The sequence below is a fragment of the Qipengyuania sphaerica genome (assembly GCF_019711595.1).
Taxonomy (GTDB): Bacteria; Pseudomonadota; Alphaproteobacteria; order Sphingomonadales; family Sphingomonadaceae; genus Qipengyuania; species Qipengyuania sphaerica.
This window is the reverse complement of record NZ_JAIGNR010000002.1, coordinates 308,251-328,060: the sequence shown is the minus strand read 5'-3', so window position 1 is coordinate 328,060 and position 19,810 is coordinate 308,251. Positions and strand designations below refer to the sequence as shown.

26 protein-coding genes and 1 tRNA gene are annotated in these 19,810 nt (G+C 63.4%); 13 read left to right on the top strand and 14 right to left on the bottom strand.

Features of this window, described 5'->3' with window-relative positions:
* Positions 1–43: 43 nt before the first annotated feature.
* The 9 genes from K3178_RS09355 (at position 44) to K3178_RS09315 (ending at position 10,594) form a co-directional block, all read left to right on the top strand.
* A complete protein-coding gene (locus K3178_RS09355) occupies positions 44–676 on the top strand; it encodes a lytic transglycosylase domain-containing protein (RefSeq protein WP_425594616.1) in 633 nt (210 codons plus the stop codon).
* 6 nt (positions 677–682) lie between these two features.
* Positions 683–988 (top strand): TrbC/VirB2 family type IV secretion system protein, encoded by a 306-nt coding sequence (locus tag K3178_RS09350; RefSeq protein WP_221571128.1) that lies wholly within the window; start codon positions 683–685, stop codon positions 986–988.
* A 1-nt stretch (position 989) separates the two neighbouring features.
* On the top strand, positions 990–1,274 hold the full coding sequence (locus K3178_RS09345) for a VirB3 family type IV secretion system protein (RefSeq protein ID WP_221571127.1): 285 nt from the start codon (positions 990–992) through the stop codon (positions 1,272–1,274).
* Positions 1,264–3,696, top strand: coding sequence for a VirB4 family type IV secretion/conjugal transfer ATPase (locus tag K3178_RS09340; protein WP_221571126.1), 2,433 nt, complete (start codon positions 1,264–1,266; stop codon positions 3,694–3,696). The genes K3178_RS09345 and K3178_RS09340 overlap by 11 nt, the downstream gene beginning before the upstream one ends.
* Positions 3,693–4,862: a TrbL/VirB6 family protein gene (locus K3178_RS09335; protein WP_221571125.1), complete on the top strand. Its 1,170-nt coding sequence runs from the start codon at positions 3,693–3,695 to the stop codon at positions 4,860–4,862. The genes K3178_RS09340 and K3178_RS09335 overlap by 4 nt, the downstream gene beginning before the upstream one ends.
* On the top strand, positions 4,859–5,632 hold the full coding sequence (locus K3178_RS09330) for a TrbG/VirB9 family P-type conjugative transfer protein (protein WP_221571124.1): 774 nt from the start codon (positions 4,859–4,861) through the stop codon (positions 5,630–5,632). The genes K3178_RS09335 and K3178_RS09330 overlap by 4 nt, the downstream gene beginning before the upstream one ends.
* The gene (locus tag K3178_RS09325; protein ID WP_221571123.1) at positions 5,632–6,741 is read left to right on the top strand and encodes a TrbI/VirB10 family protein; all 1,110 of its coding nucleotides are present in this window, start codon (positions 5,632–5,634) and stop codon (positions 6,739–6,741) included. Before K3178_RS09330 ends, K3178_RS09325 begins: the two co-directional genes overlap by 1 nt.
* Before the next feature lie 10 nt (positions 6,742–6,751).
* Complete coding sequence (gene virB11, locus K3178_RS09320) at positions 6,752–7,777, top strand: P-type DNA transfer ATPase VirB11 (RefSeq protein WP_221571122.1); 1,026 nt, start codon at positions 6,752–6,754, stop codon at positions 7,775–7,777.
* A gap of 207 nt (positions 7,778–7,984) precedes the next feature.
* The gene (locus tag K3178_RS09315) at positions 7,985–10,594 is read left to right on the top strand and encodes a TonB-dependent receptor (protein ID WP_221571121.1); all 2,610 of its coding nucleotides are present in this window, start codon (positions 7,985–7,987) and stop codon (positions 10,592–10,594) included.
* Between the two features lie 55 nt (positions 10,595–10,649).
* Here K3178_RS09315 and K3178_RS09310 read toward each other — a convergent pair whose 3' ends face one another.
* On the bottom strand, positions 10,650–11,387 hold the full coding sequence (locus K3178_RS09310; protein WP_221571120.1) for a queuosine precursor transporter: 738 nt from the start codon (positions 11,385–11,387) through the stop codon (positions 10,650–10,652).
* A gap of 61 nt (positions 11,388–11,448) precedes the next feature.
* Between K3178_RS09310 and K3178_RS09305 the strand changes: the two genes are divergently transcribed.
* Positions 11,449–11,525, top strand: a tRNA-Arg gene (locus K3178_RS09305).
* A 38-nt stretch (positions 11,526–11,563) separates the two neighbouring features.
* Here the strand turns inward: K3178_RS09305 and K3178_RS09300 are convergent.
* From K3178_RS09300 to leuC, 8 genes are all read right to left on the bottom strand, one after another.
* Positions 11,564–12,346 (bottom strand): NUDIX hydrolase, encoded by a 783-nt coding sequence (locus tag K3178_RS09300; protein WP_221571119.1) that lies wholly within the window; start codon positions 12,344–12,346, stop codon positions 11,564–11,566.
* 284 nt (positions 12,347–12,630) lie between these two features.
* A complete protein-coding gene (gene grxD, locus K3178_RS09295) occupies positions 12,631–12,963 on the bottom strand; it encodes a Grx4 family monothiol glutaredoxin (RefSeq protein WP_221571118.1) in 333 nt (110 codons plus the stop codon).
* Positions 12,964–13,002: 39 nt separating this feature from the next.
* Positions 13,003–13,236 (bottom strand): BolA/IbaG family iron-sulfur metabolism protein, encoded by a 234-nt coding sequence (locus K3178_RS09290; protein WP_221571117.1) that lies wholly within the window; start codon positions 13,234–13,236, stop codon positions 13,003–13,005.
* A 4-nt stretch (positions 13,237–13,240) separates the two neighbouring features.
* The gene (locus K3178_RS09285) at positions 13,241–13,564 is read right to left on the bottom strand and encodes a DUF1476 domain-containing protein (RefSeq protein ID WP_221571116.1); all 324 of its coding nucleotides are present in this window, start codon (positions 13,562–13,564) and stop codon (positions 13,241–13,243) included.
* A 75-nt stretch (positions 13,565–13,639) separates the two neighbouring features.
* Complete coding sequence (locus tag K3178_RS09280; protein ID WP_221571115.1) at positions 13,640–14,638, bottom strand: NADPH:quinone oxidoreductase family protein; 999 nt, start codon at positions 14,636–14,638, stop codon at positions 13,640–13,642.
* Positions 14,635–15,246: a 3-isopropylmalate dehydratase small subunit gene (leuD, locus tag K3178_RS09275; protein ID WP_221571114.1), complete on the bottom strand. Its 612-nt coding sequence runs from the start codon at positions 15,244–15,246 to the stop codon at positions 14,635–14,637. Before leuD ends, K3178_RS09280 begins: the two co-directional genes overlap by 4 nt.
* Positions 15,246–15,404, bottom strand: a complete 159-nt coding sequence (locus K3178_RS09270; protein WP_221571113.1) for an isopropylmalate isomerase — start codon at positions 15,402–15,404, stop codon at positions 15,246–15,248. Before K3178_RS09270 ends, leuD begins: the two co-directional genes overlap by 1 nt.
* A 39-nt stretch (positions 15,405–15,443) precedes the next feature.
* The gene (gene leuC / locus K3178_RS09265; RefSeq protein ID WP_221571112.1) at positions 15,444–16,880 is read right to left on the bottom strand and encodes a 3-isopropylmalate dehydratase large subunit; all 1,437 of its coding nucleotides are present in this window, start codon (positions 16,878–16,880) and stop codon (positions 15,444–15,446) included.
* A 90-nt stretch (positions 16,881–16,970) separates the two neighbouring features.
* On the opposite strand from leuC, the gene K3178_RS09260 reads away from it, so the two are divergent.
* The 3 genes from K3178_RS09260 (at position 16,971) to K3178_RS09250 (ending at position 18,359) form a co-directional block, all read left to right on the top strand.
* Entirely contained in the window at positions 16,971–17,390 is a 420-nt protein-coding gene (locus tag K3178_RS09260) for an acyl-CoA thioesterase (RefSeq protein WP_221571111.1), read from the top strand.
* 38 nt (positions 17,391–17,428) lie between these two features.
* On the top strand, positions 17,429–17,947 hold the full coding sequence (locus K3178_RS09255) for a sterol desaturase family protein (protein ID WP_221571110.1): 519 nt from the start codon (positions 17,429–17,431) through the stop codon (positions 17,945–17,947).
* Positions 17,948–18,146: 199 nt separating this feature from the next.
* Complete coding sequence (locus tag K3178_RS09250) at positions 18,147–18,359, top strand: hypothetical protein (protein WP_221571109.1); 213 nt, start codon at positions 18,147–18,149, stop codon at positions 18,357–18,359.
* Positions 18,360–18,368: 9 nt separating this feature from the next.
* Here the strand turns inward: K3178_RS09250 and K3178_RS09245 are convergent, their stop codons facing one another.
* The 5 genes from K3178_RS09245 to K3178_RS09225 all read right to left on the bottom strand — a co-directional run bounded on the left by K3178_RS09245 (position 18,369) and on the right by K3178_RS09225 (position 19,809).
* A complete protein-coding gene (locus tag K3178_RS09245) occupies positions 18,369–18,527 on the bottom strand; it encodes a YqaE/Pmp3 family membrane protein (RefSeq protein ID WP_221571108.1) in 159 nt (52 codons plus the stop codon).
* A 72-nt stretch (positions 18,528–18,599) separates the two neighbouring features.
* Positions 18,600–18,947, bottom strand: a complete 348-nt coding sequence (locus tag K3178_RS09240; protein WP_221571107.1) for a YbaN family protein — start codon at positions 18,945–18,947, stop codon at positions 18,600–18,602.
* Between the two features lies 1 nt (position 18,948).
* Complete coding sequence (locus K3178_RS09235; protein ID WP_221571106.1) at positions 18,949–19,356, bottom strand: SufE family protein; 408 nt, start codon at positions 19,354–19,356, stop codon at positions 18,949–18,951.
* A 43-nt stretch (positions 19,357–19,399) separates the two neighbouring features.
* Positions 19,400–19,576, bottom strand: a complete 177-nt coding sequence (locus K3178_RS09230) for a hypothetical protein (protein WP_221571244.1) — start codon at positions 19,574–19,576, stop codon at positions 19,400–19,402.
* Positions 19,573–19,809 carry a hypothetical protein gene (locus K3178_RS09225; protein WP_221571105.1) on the bottom strand — a complete coding sequence of 79 codons (237 nt, stop codon included), beginning with the start codon at positions 19,807–19,809 and terminating at the stop codon, positions 19,573–19,575. The genes K3178_RS09230 and K3178_RS09225 overlap by 4 nt, the downstream gene beginning before the upstream one ends.
* Position 19,810: the final 1 nt, after the last annotated feature.

Genomic DNA, 19,810 nt, shown 5'->3' with positions numbered 1-19,810 from the left:
CATGTAGGATGGCCATTGGGGTCCGCACGGAGGGCGTTGGACAATGATTCGCGCGAAGCTCGCGCCGATTGCAGGAGTGGCCTGCATGGCGCTGACCGCCTTCCCCGTGAAGGCGGATGTCATGGAGATCGACACGGACGGAGCGCGCTGGGTAGCCGGCGGAAGCACCGCGCTCGCTCCTGCGCAGATCGTGGATGCCGAATTTGCCGGCCCGGTCGAGGAAGTCCCGGCCGAAATCTTCGTGCCCGACCTGGTTGTCGCCGATCCCGCGCAGCATGCGGCAGGCGTACCCGAAATCTACCGCGCCAAGGTGGCGGAACTGTCCGCGCGCTTCGATCTCAGCCCGTCGCTGATCGAAGCGATGGTCTGGCAGGAAAGCCGCTGGCGGCATGACGCCGTCTCGCCTGTTGGCGCACAGGGCCTTGCCCAGCTGATGCCCGGCACCGCGCGCGACCTCGGCGTCGATCCGCGCGATCCATTCGCCAATCTCGAGGGCGGCGCGCGCTACCTGCGCGAACAGCTCGACCGCTTCGACGGCGATCTCGAAAAGGCGCTGGCCGCCTATAATGCGGGACCCGGCAGGGTCGAGCGCGCGAACGGGATCCCGCGCATCCGCGAAACCCAGCTTTACGTGGCAGCCATCATGGGCCGTCTTGCAGACCACTCACGGGAGTAGAACAACTTGAAATCGCTTTTCGCCAAGCTGGCGGTCATCGCCGCCCTTGTCAGTCCTTCCGCCGCCATGGCGCAGCAGGTGCAGAACGATCCCGCAGGGTCGGGCCCGGTCGTCAATGCGCTCGCATGGCTCCAGGGCACGCTGCTCGGCAATGTCGCCACCGCAGTTGCCGTGATGGCGGTGGCCGCCGTCGGCTTCATGATGCTGACCGGCCGCCTCAACTGGCGTTTCGGCGCGACTGTCATCATCGGCGTATTCATCCTATTCGGTGCCGCATCGATCGTCGCCGGCATCCAGGGCGTGGCGGCATAAGATGACCGCACTCGTCCGCCACCCCGTCCATAGAGCGCTTACCCGCCCGCAGATGTTTGCGGGCGTGACGTTCAACTATTTCATCATCAACGGGGTGGTGACGACCGAGGCATTCCTGATCACCGGCAGCTGGCTGGCGCTGCTCACCTTCGCGGTGATGCACGGCGTGGGCTATTTCGCCTGCCTGCGCGAGCCGCGCATCTTCGACCTGTGGATCACCAAGGTGTCGAAGTGCCCGCGCGTCGCGAATTACAAACGCTGGGGGTGCAATTCCTATGCCGCGTAAGGACAAATGGATCGGCCCCGCTGCGTGGAGCGCCAAGGAAGCCCGTGCGGGCGACCGGCTGCCCTATGCGCGGCTGGTCGATGAAAACACGGTGCTGCTGCGCGACGGCAGCGTGATGACCGCGATCCAGGTCCCCGGCCTCCTGTTCGAGACCGAGGATAGCGAGGCATTGAATGCGCACGCAGCGACGCGCGAGGTGATGCTGCGCAGCACGCTCGATGCGCGCTTCGTCATGTATCACCACGTCATCCGCCGCCGCGTGTCGGTGGAACTGGATGCCGAATTCCCCGATCCGATCAGCCGCCATATCGATGCGCGCTGGAAGGAACGGCTGGGTTCGGGCCAGCTGTTCGTGAACGACCAGTTCATCACCCTCATCCGCCGCCCCGCGCGCGGCAAGGCGGGCCTGGTCGAGCGTGTCGGCAAGAAAATGCGCCGCCAGAAGGACAGCCTCGAGGCCGATCCCAAGGACCTGCGGTCCTTGCGCGCTGCCAGCCAAGGCCTCGTCGCCTCGCTGACCGCCTATGGCGCAACTGTGCTCGGCGATTACGTCGGGCCGCAAGGCAATGTGAATTCCGAAATGCTGGAGCTGCTGTCCGCGCTCTACAATGGCGAGATGCGGCCTGTCCGCAAGCCTTCGGACGATGTCGATCTCGGCATGATGCTGCCCTATCGCCGCGTCAGCTTCGGTTTGGACGCGCTGGAAATGCGCGGCTCGGGTTCGCCCGATTTCGGCGCCATGCTCGGCCTCAAGGACTATCCCGAAGCGACCAGCCCGGGCCTGCTCGACGGGCTGCTGCGCCTGCCGTTCGAAATGGTCGTCTCGGAAAGCTATGCCCCGGCAGAGCGCCAGACCGCGCGCGAACGCATGGACCTTGCCATCCGCCGCCTGAAAAGCGCGGACGAAGAAGCCATGGCAGAGCGTGCCGACATGATGGCCGCGCGCGATGCGCTGGGTAACGGCGCGGTCGGTTTCGGCGATCATCACCTCACCGTGATGGTGAAGGAAAGCAATCTCGGCCGGCTCGACGATGCGACCGCTGCCTGCGCCGCTGCGCTGGCAGATACCGGCGCGATCGCGGTGCGCGAGGATACCAATCTCGAACCCGCCTTCTGGGGCCAGTTCCCGGGTAACGAGGGTTATCTCGTCCGCCGCGCGCTGATTTCGAGTGCGAACATGGCGAGTTTCGGTTCGCTCCACGGTTTCGCGCTCGGCCAGGCGCAGGGCAACCACTGGGGCGAGGCGGTGACGCTGCTCGAAACCACCAGTGCGACGCCCTTCTTCTTCAACTTCCACCACGGCGACCTCGGCAATTTCTCGGTCATCGGGCCTTCGGGTTCGGGCAAGACCGTGGTGATGAACTTCCTCGCCGCGCAGGCGCAGAAGTTCGCCCCGCGCACCATCCTGTTCGACAAGGATCGCGGCGCCGAACTCTTCGTGCGCGGTATCGGCGGGCGCTACGACAGCATTCGCGCGGGCGAGCCGACCGGTTTCAACCCGATGGCGCTGCCCGATACGCCGGGCAACCGCGCCTTCCTGCGCGACTGGCTGGGCGTCCTGCTCAAGGCCGAAGGTCCGGAAGAGGATGCGACGATCGCGGCGGCTGTTGACGCGGCCTATGCCAACGATCCTTCGCTTCGCCGGATGCGCCATTTCAAGGAGCTGCTTTCGGGCAGCAAACGTCCGCAACCGGGCGATTTGGCCGACCGTCTGGGCGCATGGATCGGCGAGGGCGAGAATGCCTGGCTGTTCGACAATGCGGAAGACAAGCTCGACCTCACCGCACGCGTTCTCGGCTTCGACATGACCGCGCTGCTGGAAAACCCCAAGCTGCGCACGCCGACGATGATGTACCTTTTCCACCGGATCGAGGAGCGTCTCGACGGCAAGCCGACGATGATCCTCATCGACGAGGGCTGGAAGGCGCTCGACGACGAGGTCTTCGCGGCGCGCATCCGCGACTGGCTGAAGACCTTGCGCAAGCGCAACGCGCTCGTCGGTTTCGCCACCCAGTCGGCGCGCGATGCGCTCGAAAGCCGCATTTCGACCGCGCTGGTCGAGCAGACTGCGACCATGGTCTTCATGCCCAACAGCCGCGCCCGCGTGGAGGATTATTGCGATGGCTTCGGGCTTACCAGCCACGAACTTGCGCTGATCCGCACGCTGCCTGCGCACAGCCGCTGTTTCCTCGTGCGCCAGCCCGATGCGAGCGTGGTGGTGCGGCTCGACCTTTCGGGCGCGCCCGAGGTGCTGACGCTGCTTTCGGGCCGCGAAAGCTCGGTGCGCCGTCTCGACCTGCTGCGCGAAGCCATGGGCGATGCGCCGGCCGACTGGTATCCCGCGCTCACCGGCACGCCGTGGCCCGGCGGCCCTGACGATGCCAAGGGCGACGATATCGAGATCGGGATGGCCGCGGAATGACTTCGGCCACCTGCCAGCAAGCCGCCGAACAGGTAGGCAATGGTGTCGCAGCAGCACTGCGCGGCGTCGACTGCGTGGCGGGCGAGGCAAGTGCCGCGGCTTTTGGCAAGCTTTTCGCCTCGGGCGGGGCATTGAGCTATGCGCTGACCGCAATCCTCACGATCTATATCGCCATCTTCGGCTACCTGCTGCTCACCGGCCGCACCAATATCGGTGTGCGCAGCCTGGTCCCGCGGATGATGACGCTGGGCCTCGTGCTGACCTTCGCTACCAGCTGGGTCGCCTACCAGAGCGTGGTGTGGAACCTCTTCGTCTATACGCCCGACTGGCTGGCGGGCGTGCTGACCGGCACGCAGGGTTCCGCCACCGATGTCTTCGCGCAGAAGATCGACGTGGTCTTCATCGCTATCCAGGAAGCGAGCGGGAGCAACAATGATTTCTCGGCCTTTTCGCCGCACGGGATGATGTGGCTTGGCGCCATGCTCTTCATGCTGGGAACGGTGGGCCTGCTGGTGACGACCAAGATCGCGCTCGGCATCCTCGTTGCGCTCGGCCCGGTATTCGTCGTGATGGCGCTGTTCAACGGCACGCGCGGGCTGTTTACCGGCTGGCTCAAGGGCGTGGTGATGTGCGCGCTGGCGCCGCTTTTCGCGGTGCTGGGCGGGTCGATCATGCTCGAGCTTTCAGTCCCCATCCTCGGCGCGCTGACCGCCAATCCGGGTACGGTCCCGGCGCAGGCGGGCATGGCCTTCTTCATGATCGGCGCGGTGCATGTTGCGCTGATGATCATGGTGTTCAAGGTCGCCGGAGCCATGGTGTCGGGCTGGACCGTATTCGGCCTCGCCGGCGGCAAGGACGAGAGTGACGCCGCGCCCGCGGCTGCCCCCGCTCCGCACACCGTCGTCACCCAGCCGCTTGCGCAGGCGCAGGCCGCCACGCAGGCGAGCGAACAGGCGCGGCGGATCGACGTGTCCGCCGTCGCCACCGGCGCTGCCGCGAACGACAGCGGCATGGGCGCATCGCGCACCACCAAGGTTTACGCCACCGCTTCAGGTGGCGCTCAGACGGGACCTGCTAGCCAGGGTCCCAGCCGCACGACGGGGATCGGCAGCCGCTTCAAGGCAGCCCCGCCGCGCGCCTTAGGTTCTTCGGAGAAACACTCATGACCCGCGCAGTTTTCGCAGCGCTTTCGCTCGCACTCGTCGCCACCCCGGCGCTGGCGGATTCCCGCCTGCAGGAAGTGATGTATGACGAATTCGCGGTCTTCACGCTGCCCGGCCGCGTCAATGTTCAGGCGAGCATCGTATTCGGCGAGGACGAGACGATCGAGAACGTCGCCATCGGCAATTCGCAGACCTGGCAGGTGACGCCCAACAAGCGCGCCAACATCCTCTTCGTGAAGCCGCTGGAAGCGCGCGCGGCGACCAACCTGACGGTCGTTACCAGCAAGCGCACCTACCTCTTCGACCTCGTCGCCAGCCCCAATGCCAAGCCAGTTTACGTGCTGCGCTTCGATTACCCGGTCGATCCGGAAGCCGAGGCCGCCAAGGCCGAAATGGCGCAAGGCTCAGCGCAGCCGCAGGTGCCCGCCGATCCCTTCTCCTCGGTCGATCCGGCCGAGCTCAACTTCGCATGGGATGGCGAGGGTTCGCCCTCCCTGCTGCCCGAGCGCGCCTTCGACGATGGCGAAGCGACCTTCCTCGCCTGGCCCGCCGGGCGCGACGTGCCCGCGATCCTCGTCACCAATGCCAAGGGCGTCGAAGGCCCGGTAAACTATACCGTGCGCGGCGATACCATCGTGATCGACGGCGTCCCGCGCAAAGTCGTCCTGCGCGCAGGCGAGGATAGCGCCACGCTGGTCAACACCGGACCGACACGCGCCGCAACTTCCGCTAATACCGCCGGCGGCGAATTCGCCCAGAGGGGAGACAAGTAATGCGTCTTGCCAACCGTATCCCGCAGTCGGGCCCCGTCGCCAACGACATGGACCCACGCGACGACAGCGATGCCGATGTCATCGACCTCGCGCAGCGCAATGCCTTCCCCGCCGTGGCGCGTCCGGGCGGCAAGGGCGATGCCATGGGCATGGTCGCCGGTATCGCGATCGTGGCCGGCCTTGGCGCGGTCACCTTGTGGAGCATGAGCAGCGCACGCCTGCCCGATCAGCCCAGCGTCGGCGGCCAGCAGTCAGCCGTCCAGCCGGCAGCAGCGTCGGTAGCGCCGCCTCCTGCCGAAATCGCTCCGCCGACCCCGGCGCAAAGCGCTGCCATGGCCGATCCGGCACCCGCACCGGTGCTTGCCGCTGCGCCCCAGCCGCAGGCGCTTGGCAACCCGTATAACAACCCCACCGTCGTCTATGACGCGGGCACGGCAAATGTCGTCGCAGTCGATGCAGCCGGAGCTGCCGAGGGCGCACCTGCTGAAGCCAGTGGCAATTCCGCCAGCGATTTCGCCAGCCGCGTGGGCGGCGTCGGCGGCGCTCCGGCGCAGGCGAGGGCGATGACCAATCCCTCGACCACGGTCACGCAGGGCACGCTGATCCCGGCGATCCTCGAGACCGCGATCGACACCAATGTGCCCGGCTACGTCCGCGCGGTAGTGAGCCAGGACGTGCGCAGCTTCGACGGGACCAAGATCCTCGTGCCGCGTTCGAGCCGCCTCATCGGCCAGTACCAGTCGGGCATGCAGAACGGCCAGAAGCGCGCCTATGTCATCTGGACACGCCTGATCCGTCCCGACGGTGCCTCGGTCAACCTCGCTTCGCCCGCAGTCGGTTTCGACGGCACCACGGGTCTTGAAGGCAAGGTCTCGGGCAACGGCTTCTTCAAGCGCTTCGGCTCGGCCATGCTGCTCTCGGTCGTCGGCGGCCTAGGAACGCTCGCAACCGGCGGTGCCGGGGCGGTCGTGGTCGGGGGCACGGGAACCTCGGCAGCTGCTGCCGCGGCAGAACAGGACGGCAAGCGCAGCCCCACCGTGCGCGTGCGCCAGGGCGAACCGATCCGCATCTTCACCGCGCGCGATCTCGATTTCAGCTCCGTCAGCTAGGACCAAGCGCATGAGCGCCGACATCCATCCTTTCCTGCCCGACGACCATCCGGAAGAGGACGCCCCCAGCGTCGACCTACAGGGCGAGCGCAGCGTCTATCTCGAGGCCTATCTCAAGCCCTTCGCCGAATGGCTGGAACGCGACACGGTCACCGAGATCCTTGTCAACAAGCCGGGCGAGGTGTGGGTGGAGGATGCCGCGGCTGGCGGCATGCAGAAGGTCATCCGGCCCGATATCGACGACCGGCTGATCCAGCGCCTCGCCGAACAGGTGGCGCGCGTCAGCCACCAGGGCATCAACCGCGAACACCCGCTGCTAGGTGCGACGCTGCCCGATGGCGCGCGCGTCCAGTTCTGCGGGCCTCCTGCCGCGCGCAAGCACTGGGCGATGGCGATCCGTCGTCACCGCCGCCTCGACCTTCCGCTCGATGCCTATGATACCGGCCCGCTCACCCCTGCACAGCAAGGCGCGATGCCCGATCCGCAGGCCGAGCCTGTCGCTTTCCTGCGCGAAGCGATCCGCCAGCGGCGCACGATCCTAGTCTCCGGCGGCACCAGCACCGGCAAGACGACCTTCCTCAACGCCATGCTCGGCGAAATTCCGAAGCAGGAGCGCGTGGTGCTGGTCGAGGATACGCCCGAACTCAAGCTGCCCGGCGAAAACGGCGTGGGCCTCGTCGCGGTGAAGGGCGAGCTGGGCGAGGCCAAGGTCACTGCGAACGAATTGCTGCAGGCCGCCCTGCGCCTGCGCCCCGACCGCATCGTGCTGGGCGAACTGCGCGGCGCGGAAAGCGTCAGCTTCCTGCGTGCCATCAATACCGGCCACCCGGGCAGCTTCTCGACCATTCACGCCAACTCTTTGCGCGGCGCGCTCGAACAATTGTCGCTCATGGTCATGCAGACGGGCATCGGCCTGACCCGCTCGGACACCATCGCCTATGCCGCCAGCGTGATCGACGTGGTCGTACAATTGAGCCGCGATTCGAACGGCAAGCGCGGAATCGCGCATATCGCGCAAAGCAGCGAACTCCTCTGACATTCCCCGCAGGCCGTAGCGTAAGCCCAGGCAGAGCGGCCATGCCGTAACGTCAGTTGACGTGCGCGCAAATGCTGCAATGCAACATTGCATCGCAATTGACGAGTTTCGCGCAAGAATCCTGCGTGAAAACTTGCGCGCATACGAATGTATGTTAGCGTGGCGACAGGCCGCCGTCTGAGCAGGCCAGGGATGAGGAGAGGGTTTATGAAGATCAGGGCAGCCCTGATGGGCGGCATCTGTGCCAGCGCGATTGCTTTTCCGGCATACGCCCAAGACACTGACGAAGACGAGATCACTGCCGACGAGGATGTTATCATCGTCACGGCGACCTTGCGTGCAAGCGATATCCAGGAAGTTCCGATTGCTGTGACCGCCGTCCAGCCCGCCGAATTGCAAAGGCAGGGGATCCAGGACATCAAGTCGCTGTCCTCGGTCTCGCCGAGCTTCAACATACAGTCCTCCCAGACCGAAACACAGGGGACCTCGATCCGTATCCGCGGCGTCGGGACCACCGGTAACAATACCGGCCTCGAAAGCTCGGTCGGCGTGTTCATCGATGGCGTCTACCAGTCGCGCCCCGGCATTGCGCTGGGCGACCTGCTCGACCTCGAACGGCTGGAAATCCTGCGCGGTCCGCAAGGTACGCTGTTCGGACGCAATACCTCTGCCGGTGCGTTGAACATCACGACCAAGCGCCCCGATCTCAACGAGGTCGAAGGCTTCGCCAACGCCACTTACGGAAACCTGGGCTATTACGGCGCGCAGGCCGGTGTCAGCGTCCCGGTCATCCAGGACGAGCTGGGTGTTCGCTTCTCGGGCGCCTACCGCAAGCGCGACGGCTATATCGTCAGTTCGACCAGCGGGGCGGAAAGCGGCAATCGCGATCGCTTCATCCTGCGCGGCCAGATGCTGTGGGAACCCACGGCAGATATGAGCCTTCGCCTGATCGGCGATTATGCTGAATCGGATGAAAACTGCTGTACGGCGGTCATCATCCGCGAGACGCCCTACCGCGATCTGGGCGCGTTCGAAGCCTATGGCCTTCCCGCCAATGGCGGGGTCATCGATTACGGCTTCGATGCGGTAGAAAATCGCCTGTCCAGTGATGACGGCTACATCAACACGACCAAGCAATGGGGCGTCTCGGGCCAGCTCGATTATAATCTCGGCGGGGCCGAACTGACCTATATCGGCTCCTTCCGTCACTTCGAGTCGCAATCGGCTCAGGACGATTTCGTCGGTGTCGACGTCTACCAGGTCGGACCGAGTTCCTTCGCTCCCAACGCGCCGTTTAGCGGCGGCGACAACGAGGTGATGACCCACGAGCTGCGGTTGAAGGGAACCTTCGGCGACGGTGCGGTGGACTGGCTCGTCGGTGCCTATTACTCCGATGAGCAGATCGACGAGATCCAGTCGATGGTTCTCGGGCCCGATTACCAGGCCTATGCCTCGAATGCGCTGTTCCCGCTGCTGGGCAACAATTTCGCCACCTTCGGTCCGAACCCGCTGTTCGCGCTGACACGGCTCGCCCAAGCTACCGGATTCACGGTCATACCGGGTCTGGGTGCGGTGCCGAATGCAGCGCTTCCCAGCGTGGTCGGCGTCGATGCTTCGGGCAGCTTTGCGGTGAACAGGTTCACGCAGGATGCGCAGAGTTTCTCGGTTTTCACGCATAATGTGATCAGCTTCACCGACGAGCTCAGCCTCACACTGGGTGCCCGCTATGTCGACGAGACAAAGGACGGCGCGTTCAACCAGGTAGACGCCAGTTCGCCGGCCTGTGCGACTATCGCCAACGGCTTCGGCAACATCGTGCAGAACCTCGTGGATTTCGGCCAATCGGAAGCGATTGCAACGGCAGTGGCAAGTGCAGGCCTGGGTTTGACCTGCTTCCCGTTCACGACACAGGCGAACCTGCCCGCATCGGCAGTGCTGCCGCTGCCGCGCGAATATGACCTTACCTTCGAGGATGACGAACTGACCTATACGGCCCAGCTTGCCTATAATGTCGGCGATTTCCTCGGCTATGCGAGCTTCAGCCACGGCTTCAAGTCGGGCGGCTTCAACCTCGATCCGGCTGCTTCGGCCGGCGGGGCCGATCCGCGCTTCGATTCCGAAAAGGTCGATGCCTATGAAATCGGTATCAAGACCTCGCTCGCCAACCGGCAGATCACCGCGAACCTCGCTCTTTTCCATATGGAAATGACCGACTTCCAGGTGCTCGAGTTCACCGGCGTGCAGTTCCAGACCTTCAACGTGGCCGCGGCCAAGTCGACCGGCGCGGAACTGGAGCTGGTCGGAAGGTTCGATCCCTACATGACGATCAACCTGTCCGGTACCTATGCCAATGCGCGCTATGCCGACGATTGCGACGAAGGGATCACCGGATCTGCGCTCGCGACCGTCCGGGTGCTCTGCGGACAGCCGCTCACCAATGCGCCGAAGTTCAGCGGGGTGGCGGGTATCACCTATGACGGGCCGATCAACAGCTCGGGCTGGGGAATGCTGGCCAATCTGAACGTCTATTATTCGGGCGATCGCCGGACCAGCACGACGCCGACCGAAACGGCGCCGCCATTCACCCCGTTGCCGCTCGATTACCAGGAGGCATATTTCAAGATCAACGCGCGCCTCGGCTTCACGACGCCGAACGAGCGCTTCACGCTTGAATTCTGGGGGCTCAATCTCAGCAACGAGATTACCCGCGGCATTACCGCCAACACGCCCCTGCGCGGCGGTGCGGGCAACCGCTCGCGGATCGCCTTCCTCGAAGAACCGCGCACTTATGGTGTGACGGTCAGGACCAAGTTCTAGATCCCAAGGGTCTTCAATTGGGAAATTGGGGCGGCCTTTGCGGGTCGCCCCTTTTTTATGTCCGCCCTGCTGAAGAGGCGAAGGGCGAGAAATCGGTGTCGGTATCGAAAATCTCGACACCCTCGGCCCGCTTCAGCCTGTTCACCACCAGATAGGTCAGCGGGGTCAGCAATGCTTCCCAGGCGGTCTTGATCAGCCATTGCGACAACACGACCTGCCACAAGAGCTCGACCGGCCAGCCAGCCAGGCCCCAGAATGCGAGCGGGTAGAAGATCAGGCTGTCGAGGCCCTGTCCGACCACGGTTGAACCGATTGTGCGCGCCCAAAGGTGCTTTCCGGCGGTCCACACCTTCATCTTTGCGAGAACGAAACTGTTGGCGAACTCGCCCGCCCAGAAGGCGACCATCGAGGCGAGCACGATCCGCCAGCTGTTCCCGAAGACGAATTGGTAGGATTCCTGTCCCGGCCATCCTTCAGCGGGCGGCAGCTGGACGACCACCCAGGCCATGAACGCCATGAAAAGGAGGGCCGCAAACCCGGTCCAGATAACCCGCCGCGCCCGGGCATATCCATACACTTCGGTGAGGATGTCGCCGATGATGTAACTAACTGGAAAGAAAAGGACTCCTGCTCCGAACGACCAAGTCCCGATCAGTGGCAGGTTCACATAGCTGGGCTTCGAAGCGCCGATCAGGTTGGACAACAGCAGGATGGTGACGAAGGCAGCCATCACGAGATCGTAATAGCGGAAGCGTGGCTGCTCCTGTGTCGGACTGGCTGGCGGCTTTTCCATATATTCGCTGCCTATCGCCGATTGGCGCATTGGCAAAGCCGCGTTATGGGATGCCCGGCGCGCGCCCGTAGCTCATCTGGATAGAGCGCGAGACTTCTAATCTTGAGGCAGCAGGTTCGAGTCCTGCCGGGCGCGCCAAATTATTTCGCCCTATCGCAGCGCTGCCTGAGGGCGGCTTACCCCCGTGCCACAGTGTCGAGGGGCTCACCAGTGACCGGATAGCCCAGGTCCTCCCCTATCTCGAGCCAGCTCTTGCCCTCTCGTTCGCCCATGAACGGCGTGATCGTGCGTACAGGGATGCGGTCGGCCTGCTCCTTTGCGGCGGAAAAATCGTCGAACAGGGCGAGGCGCTCGAGGTTGCGGCGGGTAGGGAAGATAATTTTGATCTCGCCTCGCTCCGCCGCAGCAAGTGCGCCATGAGCAGTGGTCCAGAAAAGGTGCGTGTTTTCCGATAGATCTGCCTCGATTTCCACTGCGCCTGTGCCGAGGTCCGCAATGTAGAACCGCGTATCGTAGACGCGCGGGATGCGCTCGTTCTTCGGATACCAGCGCGCGAAGGGGGTGAGCTGGGCTAGATCCAACTCCCAGCCGAAATGATCGAGCACGCTGGCAAGATCGCCCGTCTGCATCAGGTAACGCCGCGCCGCCCGCGCCTTGTCCGCGTCGATATCGCCCGATAGCCCGATGGCAAGACCGGTCTCTTCAAGCGTTTCGCGGACCACGGCGATTTGGTGAGCGGCCTCGTCGGGATCGAGCGGGCCGCCCATCATCGCTCCAAGATCGAAATCGGCCGGATCGACGCGCCCGCCGGGGAACACCGCCATGCCGCCGGCAAACACCATCTCGCGCGAACGGATGGTCATCAGGATCTCCGGTGGACCGCCTTCAGCGGCATTGCGGAAAATAACTACGGTTGCTGCGGGGATTCCGTCGGGCTGGCCGGCTTGGTTATCGCTCATGCGCCATGTGTGGCGCTGTTGCGGGCAATTGCCAAGGTTGAAAGGTTAACGCGGTGCGTCGGCAGATTTTACAACCCATGATGCCCGCAATTCCGCGTTAACCATCGAGTGGTCTGGGATTCTGCGAGATACCGATTTTGGCACGGGGCATGCATAATTGGCGGTGTCCCTATCGGTATAAAGAGGCGGACCTCTCCTGGTCTCGTGTCCGCCTCCCCGAAAAAAGAAAACCCGCCCGGTCGTCCCCCGGGCGGGTTTTTTTATTGGATTGGTGAGGTTCGCGCTCAGCTTTCGGCTTTGGCGACCTGCTTTTCTTCCATCAGGCTCTGCAGTTCGCCGGCCTCGTACATCTCCATCATGATGTCGCTGCCGCCGAGGAATTCGCCCTTCACATAGAGCTGGGGAATGGTCGGCCAGTCGGAATAGGCCTTGATGCCCTGCCGGATTTCCATGTCCTGCAGCACGTCGACGCTGTCGTAGGCGACGCCGCAATGGTCGAGGATTGCCACCGCGCGGCTGGAAAAGCCGCACTGTGGGAAGAGGGGGGTGCCCTTCATGAAGAGGACGACGTCGTTACCGGAAACGATGTCGGAGATGCGCGAATTTACGTCGGACATGGTTGCCCTGCCTTTGAATAGTTCGAATTTGCTGATGCTTCAGTTGGGGGCTTGGGTGGTCAGTTGCAAGGCGTGGAGCTCGCCGCCCATCCGCTCACCCAGCGCCTCGTAGACCATCTTGTGCTGCGCGACGCGCGTCTTGCCGGCGAATTGCGGCGCGGTGACCTTGGCGGCCCAGTGATCGTTATCGCCCGCAAGGTCGCGCATTTCGACGACTGCGCCCGGAAGCGCGGCCTCGATCAGCGCGACGATGTCTTCGGAAGCCATCGGCATGGTATTACTGGTCGCTCATGAACTGGCGGCGCGCTTCGATCTGGCATTCGTCGAGCTTGGCGCGGATATCGGCCTCGCTGACATCGCATTCGGCAGCGGTCAGATCGCCCAGCAGCTTGCGGACCACGTCCTCGTCGCCCGCTTCTTCGAAATCGGCCTGGACGACGGCTTTCTTGTACGCGTCGGTTTCTTCTTCGGTCAGGCCCATCAGGCCCGCTGCCCATTCACCCAGCAGGCGGTTGCGGCGTGCGGCGATCTTGAATTCGGTTTCCTGATCGAATGCGTATTTGGTTTCTTCGCCGCGTTCGCGGTCCTTGAAATCGGTCATGTCCTGTCCCCTTTTGAAGGTAGTTACCCTTCGAATAGGGATGCCGCAGGTCAGCGGCAAGGGCGAGAACGAGGATTAATCCATCGTCACGACGAGCTTGCCGATCGCACTGCGGTTTTCCAGCTTGGCAATTGCCTCATGCGCGCGCTCGATCGGGTAGGTTTCCGAAACGAGCGGGTTTATCTTGCCCGCTTTCCAGAGGTCGAACAGCTCGGCGATATTGGCATTGTTGCGCTCGGGCTCGCGCGCCGTGAAAGCACCCCAGAAAACACCGCGGATGTCGCAGCTTTTCAGCAGGGTCAGGTTGAGCGGCATCTTGGCGATACCCGCGGGGAAACCGATGACGAGGAAGCGGCCTTCCCATGCGATCGAACGCAGCGCAGGCTCGGAATAATCGCCGCCCACGATGTCGTAGACGATGTCCGCACCGTTCGGGCCGACGGCATCCTTGAATGCCTGTGCCAATGCCTTGGACTGGTCCTTGTCGAAGGGTGCGCGCGGGTAGATGACGACTTCGTCGGCGCCGGCTTTCTTCGCGACCTCGCCCTTTTCCTCGGTGGATACGGCGGCGACCACGCGGCAGCCATAGGCCTTGGCGAGTTCGACTGCTGAAAGCCCGACACCACCAGCTGCGCCGAGGACGAGAACCGTCTCGCCCTCCTTGATGTCGCCGCGGTCCTTGAGGCCGTGGATCGTCGTGCCATAGGTCATCAGGAGCGCCGATGCCTGCACCAGGTCGATGCCTTCGGGGACCTTGAAGAGGCGTGCGGCAGAGACCGCGACCTTTTCCTGCAGCCCGCCATTGCCGACGCCGCAAATGACCTTGTCACCCACCGCGAAGCCCTCGACACCTTCGCCCAGAGCCTCGATCGTGCCCGAAATCTCGCCGCCCGGCGAAAACGGACGCGGCGGCTTGAACTGGTACATGTCGCGGATGATCAGCGTGTCGGGAAAGTTGATCGCACAGGCGGCCACATCGATCAGGACCTCGCCCTTGCCGGGGGTTGGGGCATCGATCTCCTCGACAACGAGGGTTTCGGGGCCGCCGGTCTCTTTCGACAGGACTGCTTTCATGCGGGTTCTCTCCGTTTGTTGGTCGGCGCGTCGAGCCAGGGGAGGCTTGCCGCGCGCTTTCTCTCATGGGTGCCGATCGCCGCATCGCGCTCCAGCGTAAGACCGATCTCGTCGAGCCCATTGAGGAGGCAATGCTTGCGAAAGGGATCGATTGCAAAGGCAAAGCGATCCTGGAAGGGGGTGGTGACGACCTGGTTTTCGAGGTCGATGGTAATCGGGTGCTCCCTCGCCACCTCAAGCAGCCGATCAACCTGCTCCTGCGGCAGCTCGACCGCGAGAATGCCGTTCTTGAACGCATTGCCCGAGAAGATGTCCGAAAAACTGGGTGCGATGACGGCGGTCAGCCCCATGTCGAGCATGGCCCAGGCGGCATGTTCGCGGCTCGACCCGCAGCCGAAATTGTCTCCGGCGATGAGGATGGGAGCGCCCGCGAAATCCTCGACATCGAAGGGGTTGCCGGGTGCTTGCCGGATGGTCTCGAAGGCACCCTTGCCGAGCCCTTCACGGCTGACCGTTTTCAGCCAGTGTGCGGGGATGATGACGTCGGTGTCGACATTCTTGAGGCCAAGCGGGATCGCGCGGCCGTGGATGGTCGACACCTGTTTCATCAATCGGTCTCCGGGTTCTCGCCCGAGGGAATGGGTCCGGGCTGGGCGGGTTTGTTCTTCTTTTCACGGCGCTTGTTCGCATAGAGCAGCGCGGCGGCGATGGCGGCGGAGCCGATCGCACCTGCGATGGCGGCCTTGCCTTTGGGGAGCTTTGTCATGCCCCCCTCATGGATACAGTGCAGGCGAAGGGCAAGGGGTCACTCGCCCATAAGCTTGCGGACATCGGTGAGCCGACCGGTCACCGCGGCGGCGGCAGCCATGGCAGGGCTGAGCAAATGCGTGCGCGCGCCGGGACCCTGGCGTCCGACGAAATTGCGGTTGCTGGTCGACGCGCAGCGTTCGCCCGGAGGAACCTTGTCGGGGTTCATCGCGAGACAGGCCGAGCAGCCTGGCTCGCGCCACTCGAATCCGGCATCGGTAAAGATGCGGTCGAGGCCTTCGGCTTCTGCCTGTCGCTTGACGAGGCCGGAGCCGGGGACGGCAATGGCCCACCTGACATTCGATGCTTTCGTCCGGCCCTTCAGGATCTCGGCAGCAGCGCGCAAATCCTCGATCCGGCTATTGGTGCAAGAGCCGATGAAGATGTTCTCGACCTCGACCTCTTCGAGCGGGGTGCCGGGGGCGAGGCCCATATAGTCGAGGCTCTTGCGCGCGGCTTCCTGCTTGGAAGGATCGGTGAAACTTTCGGGCGAGGGGACGCTGCCACCGATAGCCACCACGTCTTCGGGGCTGGTGCCCCAGCTAACGGTGGGCTCGACATCGGCGGCATCGATGACGACGGATTTGTCGAAAGTCGCCCCTTCGTCGGTGGCAAGCGAGCGCCACCAGGCGACGGCCTTCTCCCAAGCCTCGCCCGATGGCGAGTAGGGTCGACCATTGAGGTAACGGAACACGGTGTCGTCCGGCGCAATCAGCCCCGCACGTGCGCCGCCTTCGATACTCATGTTGCAGACCGTGAGGCGGCCCTCGACGCTCATTTCCTCAAACACGCGTCCGCGATATTCGATGACATGGCCGGTTCCTCCCGCCGTGCCGATCACGCCGATGATGTGGAGGATGAGATCCTTGGGCGTGACACCCGGGCCGAGCTCGCCCTCGACGCGCACCTCCATCGTCTTGCTCGGCCGCAGGAGCAGCGTTTGGGTGGCGAGCACGTGCTCGACCTCGCTGGTCCCGATCCCGAAAGCCAGAGCGCCGATCCCGCCATGCGCTGCCGTGTGGCTATCGCCGCAGACAATGGTCGTGCCGGGAAGCGAGAATCCCTGCTCGGGCCCCACGACGTGGACGATGCCCTGCTCGGGCGCGACCGCGTCGATATAATCGATCCCGAAGGCAGGAGCGTTGGCCTCAAGCGCGGCGAGCTGGGCGGCGCTTTGCTTGTCGGCGATCGGCAGGCGCGAACCGTCTGGAGCGGTGCGCGGGGTAGTAGGCAGATTGTGGTCCGGAACTGCCAGCGTCAGGTCGGGACGGCGCACCTTGCGGCCTGCTATGCGCAGCGCCTCGAACGCCTGCGGGCTGGTCACCTCGTGGACGAGATGCCGGTCGATATAAATGAGGCAGGTGCCGTCCTCCTGCCGTTCGACGACATGGGCGTCCCAGATTTTCTCGTAAAGTGTGCGCGGATTTGTCGGCATGCGAGGCTTTGTGCTCCCGGATCGGGACAGAGGCAAAAAGGCAAATCCAGAGTCTTCCAAAGGTAACCTTTCTGTGCTTTACTTACACTCATGTCAGCAAAGCCATTCTCCTTTCCGATCAAGGTCCTGCCCGCCGATATCGATTTCATGGGGCACGTGAACAATGCGCGCTACCTGAACTGGGTGCAGGACACGGTGCTCGCGCACTGGCAAAAGCTGGCCCCGGCAGAGGAAGTGGCGAGCAAGGCGTGGGTCGCGCTCAAGCACGAGATCACCTATCGCAAGCCGGCGTTCCTCGACGACGAGGTGATCGCCGAAACCGTGCTCGAGAAGATCAAGGGGGCGCGCAGTTTCTACAATACTGTGATTCGCCGCGGCGAGGATGTGCTGGCCGAGGTGAAGAGCATGTGGTGCTGCCTCGATAGCGACACACACCGCCCCGCGCGCATCAGCGCAGAAGTGGCGGAGAAATTCTTCGGCATCCCTCGCAAGGTGCGGGCCGCAGACTAGGCTTTGCGCGGCGCGGATCGAGCGCCTATATTACCGTCATGCAATTTCTCGGCCCCATCCTGATCGTTTTGGCGAGCGTTCTCGCAATGGAGTGGGTCGCATGGGCGAGCCACAAGTACATCATGCACGGCTTCGGCTGGGGCTGGCACCGCGACCACCACGAGCCGCATGACAATGTCCTCGAAAAAAACGACCTCTACGCCGTCGTCGGCGCGGCAATGAGCATTTCGATGTTCGCGCTGGGGAGCGAATGGGTATTGGGGGATGCTGCATGGTGGCCGGCGACATGGATCGGTCTCGGCATCATGCTCTACGGTATCATTTACACGCTGGTGCACGACGGGCTGGTCCACCAGCGCTATTTCCGCTGGGTGCCTAAGAAGGGCTACGCCAAGCGGCTGGTCCAGGCACACAAGCTGCATCACGCCACCATCGGCAAGGAGGGCGGAGTGAGCTTCGGCTTCGTTTTCGCGCGCGACCCGGCAAAATTGAAGGCCGAACTGAAGCGTCAGCGCGAGGCCGGAGAGGCAGTCGTCCGCGAAAGCGCCGGAGCCTGAAGCGATCGGCGATCCCCACAACCTCACCGGCGAATGGGAAGGTACTTTTGCCTATCCCGGCGGCGAGGGCGCTACACCGTTCAGGGCCAGGCTGGCCGATGCCGGAGGCGCTTTCTCGGGATCGATCATCGAGCCCGACCTCTATCGTCCCGCGAGCATGATCGAAGCGAGGTGCACCGGGCACCGGAGTGGCGGGTCTGTGGATTTCACGAAGGCCTATATCGATCCGCCGCACGGTTACGAAAATCCCGTCGATTACGTCGGCAAGTTCTCTTCGGACGGGAATTCCGTCACGGGAGTGTGGAGCCTGCTGGATATGAACGGGACTTTCGAAATGCACCGCGAGATAGAAGCGACCGCAGCACAAGAGGCCGAGACTGCCGAAACAGTCCCGACCTCCGTAATCAGCTAGAATTCTGCGCTACCTCGCGTAATTCACGTAGAGCCCGTGAATGAGGCCCGGAATGAAACCGAGCAGCGTTAGCACGAGGTTGATGATCGTGGTCTTGCCGAGCCCGTGCTTGGCGGCAACGCCGAGCGGGGGAAGCAGGATCGTTGCGATCAGGATGAGAATTGCCATGGAGAGTGTCCTTTCGTTCGCCCTCCCGTCGTATGCAGGATCAACGGCTTACACCGCCTGCTGTTCCTGAAATCACTCGTTTCGCGTGGCGATCCAGCTTCCTGCTACGACAAGGATTGCGACCGATATCCAGTACCATGGATGCCCGAGCGTGAAGTAGGTAACCACTGCGCCGGTCGCCATGGCGCCGATGGCCATGGTTTTCGAACGGCGGCTGATGGCTCGCCGTTCGCGCCAGTCGAGAACCTGCGGCCCCCAATGCGGATGATCGAGGATCTTCTTTTCCAGTTCCGGGCTGGAGCGGGCGAAAAAATAGACCGCCAGAAGGAGGAACGGGACCGTCGGCATGATCGGCAGGAAAGCGCCAATCGCACCGAGTGCTACCGCGATATAGCCCAGGACGCGGTAAAGCATCCGCATGTCAGGCGGCCGCGATCCTGGCGGCGTGTTCCCTGACGAGGGCAATCATGTTCGGGACGCCCTGCGTGCGGTTACTAGATAGCTGGTTCTTCAGGTCGAAGGGCTCCAGAACGCCGTGAATGTCCATCTCGGCGACCTCCTTGGCGGGACGATCCTGCACGGCGGATATGACCAGCGCCACGATGCCCTTGGTGATCGCGGCATTGCTGTCGGCAAGGAAATGGAGCTTGTCGGCTTCTCCGGTAGGATAGACCCAGACCTGCGCGGAACAGCCGCGGACCAGCGTCGCGTCGGTCTTCAATGCGGCCGGCATTTCGTCCAGCTCGCGGCCGAGTTCGATCAGCAGGCGATAGCGTTCGTCGCCTTCGAGGAACTCGTATTCTTCGCGGATATCATCGAGCGATCGCATGGAGGCGGCCTCTAGCGGGGCTGGCCGCTCTCGTCCATCGCGCTCAGCCGACAAGTCCTCCAGGGCGGGTGAAAGCATGATAAATAACGTAAATCCAGCTGATGAAGCCATGGAAGATGGCCCACAGGATCGACTGGTTCTTGGTCCACGAGATCGCAATCGCAATGGCGCTGCCCATGCCGATACCGACCTTGGCGACTTCGGAGCCGCGCTGGATCACAGGTCGACCCCGCTGGCGATGGCTTCGAGCTTCTTTATCCGTTCCTTCAGGTCGGCAAGCTCGATCCTGGCTGCGCCCATCGATGAGCCTTCCTCGGAGCGAGGGCCAGTATGTCCCTCCAGTTCGGAACGCTTGAGTTCCAGCCAGCCCTGCCAGCCGCGTAGCATGGCCGCGGCCACGATCAGCAGGCCGGTCAGGCTTGCTGCTGCAATGATGATCGTAGGTTCGAACATT

Bases quoted from the DNA above. Each gene is read 5' to 3' on its own strand.
- K3178_RS09355 (WP_425594616.1), top strand. From the start codon at position 44: ATGATTCGCGCGAAGCTCGCGCCGATTGCAGGAGTGGCCTGCATGGCG.
- K3178_RS09345 (WP_221571127.1), top strand. From the start codon at position 990: ATGACCGCACTCGTCCGCCACCCCGTCCATAGAGCGCTTACCCGCCCG.
- K3178_RS09340 (WP_221571126.1), top strand. From the start codon at position 1,264: ATGCCGCGTAAGGACAAATGGATCGGCCCCGCTGCGTGGAGCGCCAAG.
- K3178_RS09335 (WP_221571125.1), top strand. From the start codon at position 3,693: ATGACTTCGGCCACCTGCCAGCAAGCCGCCGAACAGGTAGGCAATGGT.
- K3178_RS09330 (WP_221571124.1), top strand. From the start codon at position 4,859: ATGACCCGCGCAGTTTTCGCAGCGCTTTCGCTCGCACTCGTCGCCACC.
- K3178_RS09325 (WP_221571123.1), top strand. From the start codon at position 5,632: ATGCGTCTTGCCAACCGTATCCCGCAGTCGGGCCCCGTCGCCAACGAC.
- virB11 (WP_221571122.1), top strand. From the start codon at position 6,752: ATGAGCGCCGACATCCATCCTTTCCTGCCCGACGACCATCCGGAAGAG.
- K3178_RS09315 (WP_221571121.1), top strand. From the start codon at position 7,985: ATGAAGATCAGGGCAGCCCTGATGGGCGGCATCTGTGCCAGCGCGATT.
- K3178_RS09310 (WP_221571120.1), bottom strand. From the start codon at position 11,387: ATGGAAAAGCCGCCAGCCAGTCCGACACAGGAGCAGCCACGCTTCCGC.
- K3178_RS09300 (WP_221571119.1), bottom strand. From the start codon at position 12,346: ATGAGCGATAACCAAGCCGGCCAGCCCGACGGAATCCCCGCAGCAACC.
- grxD (WP_221571118.1), bottom strand. From the start codon at position 12,963: ATGTCCGACGTAAATTCGCGCATCTCCGACATCGTTTCCGGTAACGAC.
- K3178_RS09290 (WP_221571117.1), bottom strand. From the start codon at position 13,236: ATGCCGATGGCTTCCGAAGACATCGTCGCGCTGATCGAGGCCGCGCTT.
- K3178_RS09285 (WP_221571116.1), bottom strand. From the start codon at position 13,564: ATGACCGATTTCAAGGACCGCGAACGCGGCGAAGAAACCAAATACGCA.
- K3178_RS09280 (WP_221571115.1), bottom strand. From the start codon at position 14,638: ATGAAAGCAGTCCTGTCGAAAGAGACCGGCGGCCCCGAAACCCTCGTT.
- leuD (WP_221571114.1), bottom strand. From the start codon at position 15,246: ATGAAACAGGTGTCGACCATCCACGGCCGCGCGATCCCGCTTGGCCTC.
- K3178_RS09270 (WP_221571113.1), bottom strand. From the start codon at position 15,404: ATGACAAAGCTCCCCAAAGGCAAGGCCGCCATCGCAGGTGCGATCGGC.
- leuC (WP_221571112.1), bottom strand. From the start codon at position 16,880: ATGCCGACAAATCCGCGCACACTTTACGAGAAAATCTGGGACGCCCAT.
- K3178_RS09260 (WP_221571111.1), top strand. From the start codon at position 16,971: ATGTCAGCAAAGCCATTCTCCTTTCCGATCAAGGTCCTGCCCGCCGAT.
- K3178_RS09255 (WP_221571110.1), top strand. From the start codon at position 17,429: ATGCAATTTCTCGGCCCCATCCTGATCGTTTTGGCGAGCGTTCTCGCA.
- K3178_RS09245 (WP_221571108.1), bottom strand. From the start codon at position 18,527: ATGGCAATTCTCATCCTGATCGCAACGATCCTGCTTCCCCCGCTCGGC.
- K3178_RS09240 (WP_221571107.1), bottom strand. From the start codon at position 18,947: ATGCGGATGCTTTACCGCGTCCTGGGCTATATCGCGGTAGCACTCGGT.
- K3178_RS09235 (WP_221571106.1), bottom strand. From the start codon at position 19,356: ATGCGATCGCTCGATGATATCCGCGAAGAATACGAGTTCCTCGAAGGC.
- K3178_RS09225 (WP_221571105.1), bottom strand. From the start codon at position 19,809: ATGTTCGAACCTACGATCATCATTGCAGCAGCAAGCCTGACCGGCCTG.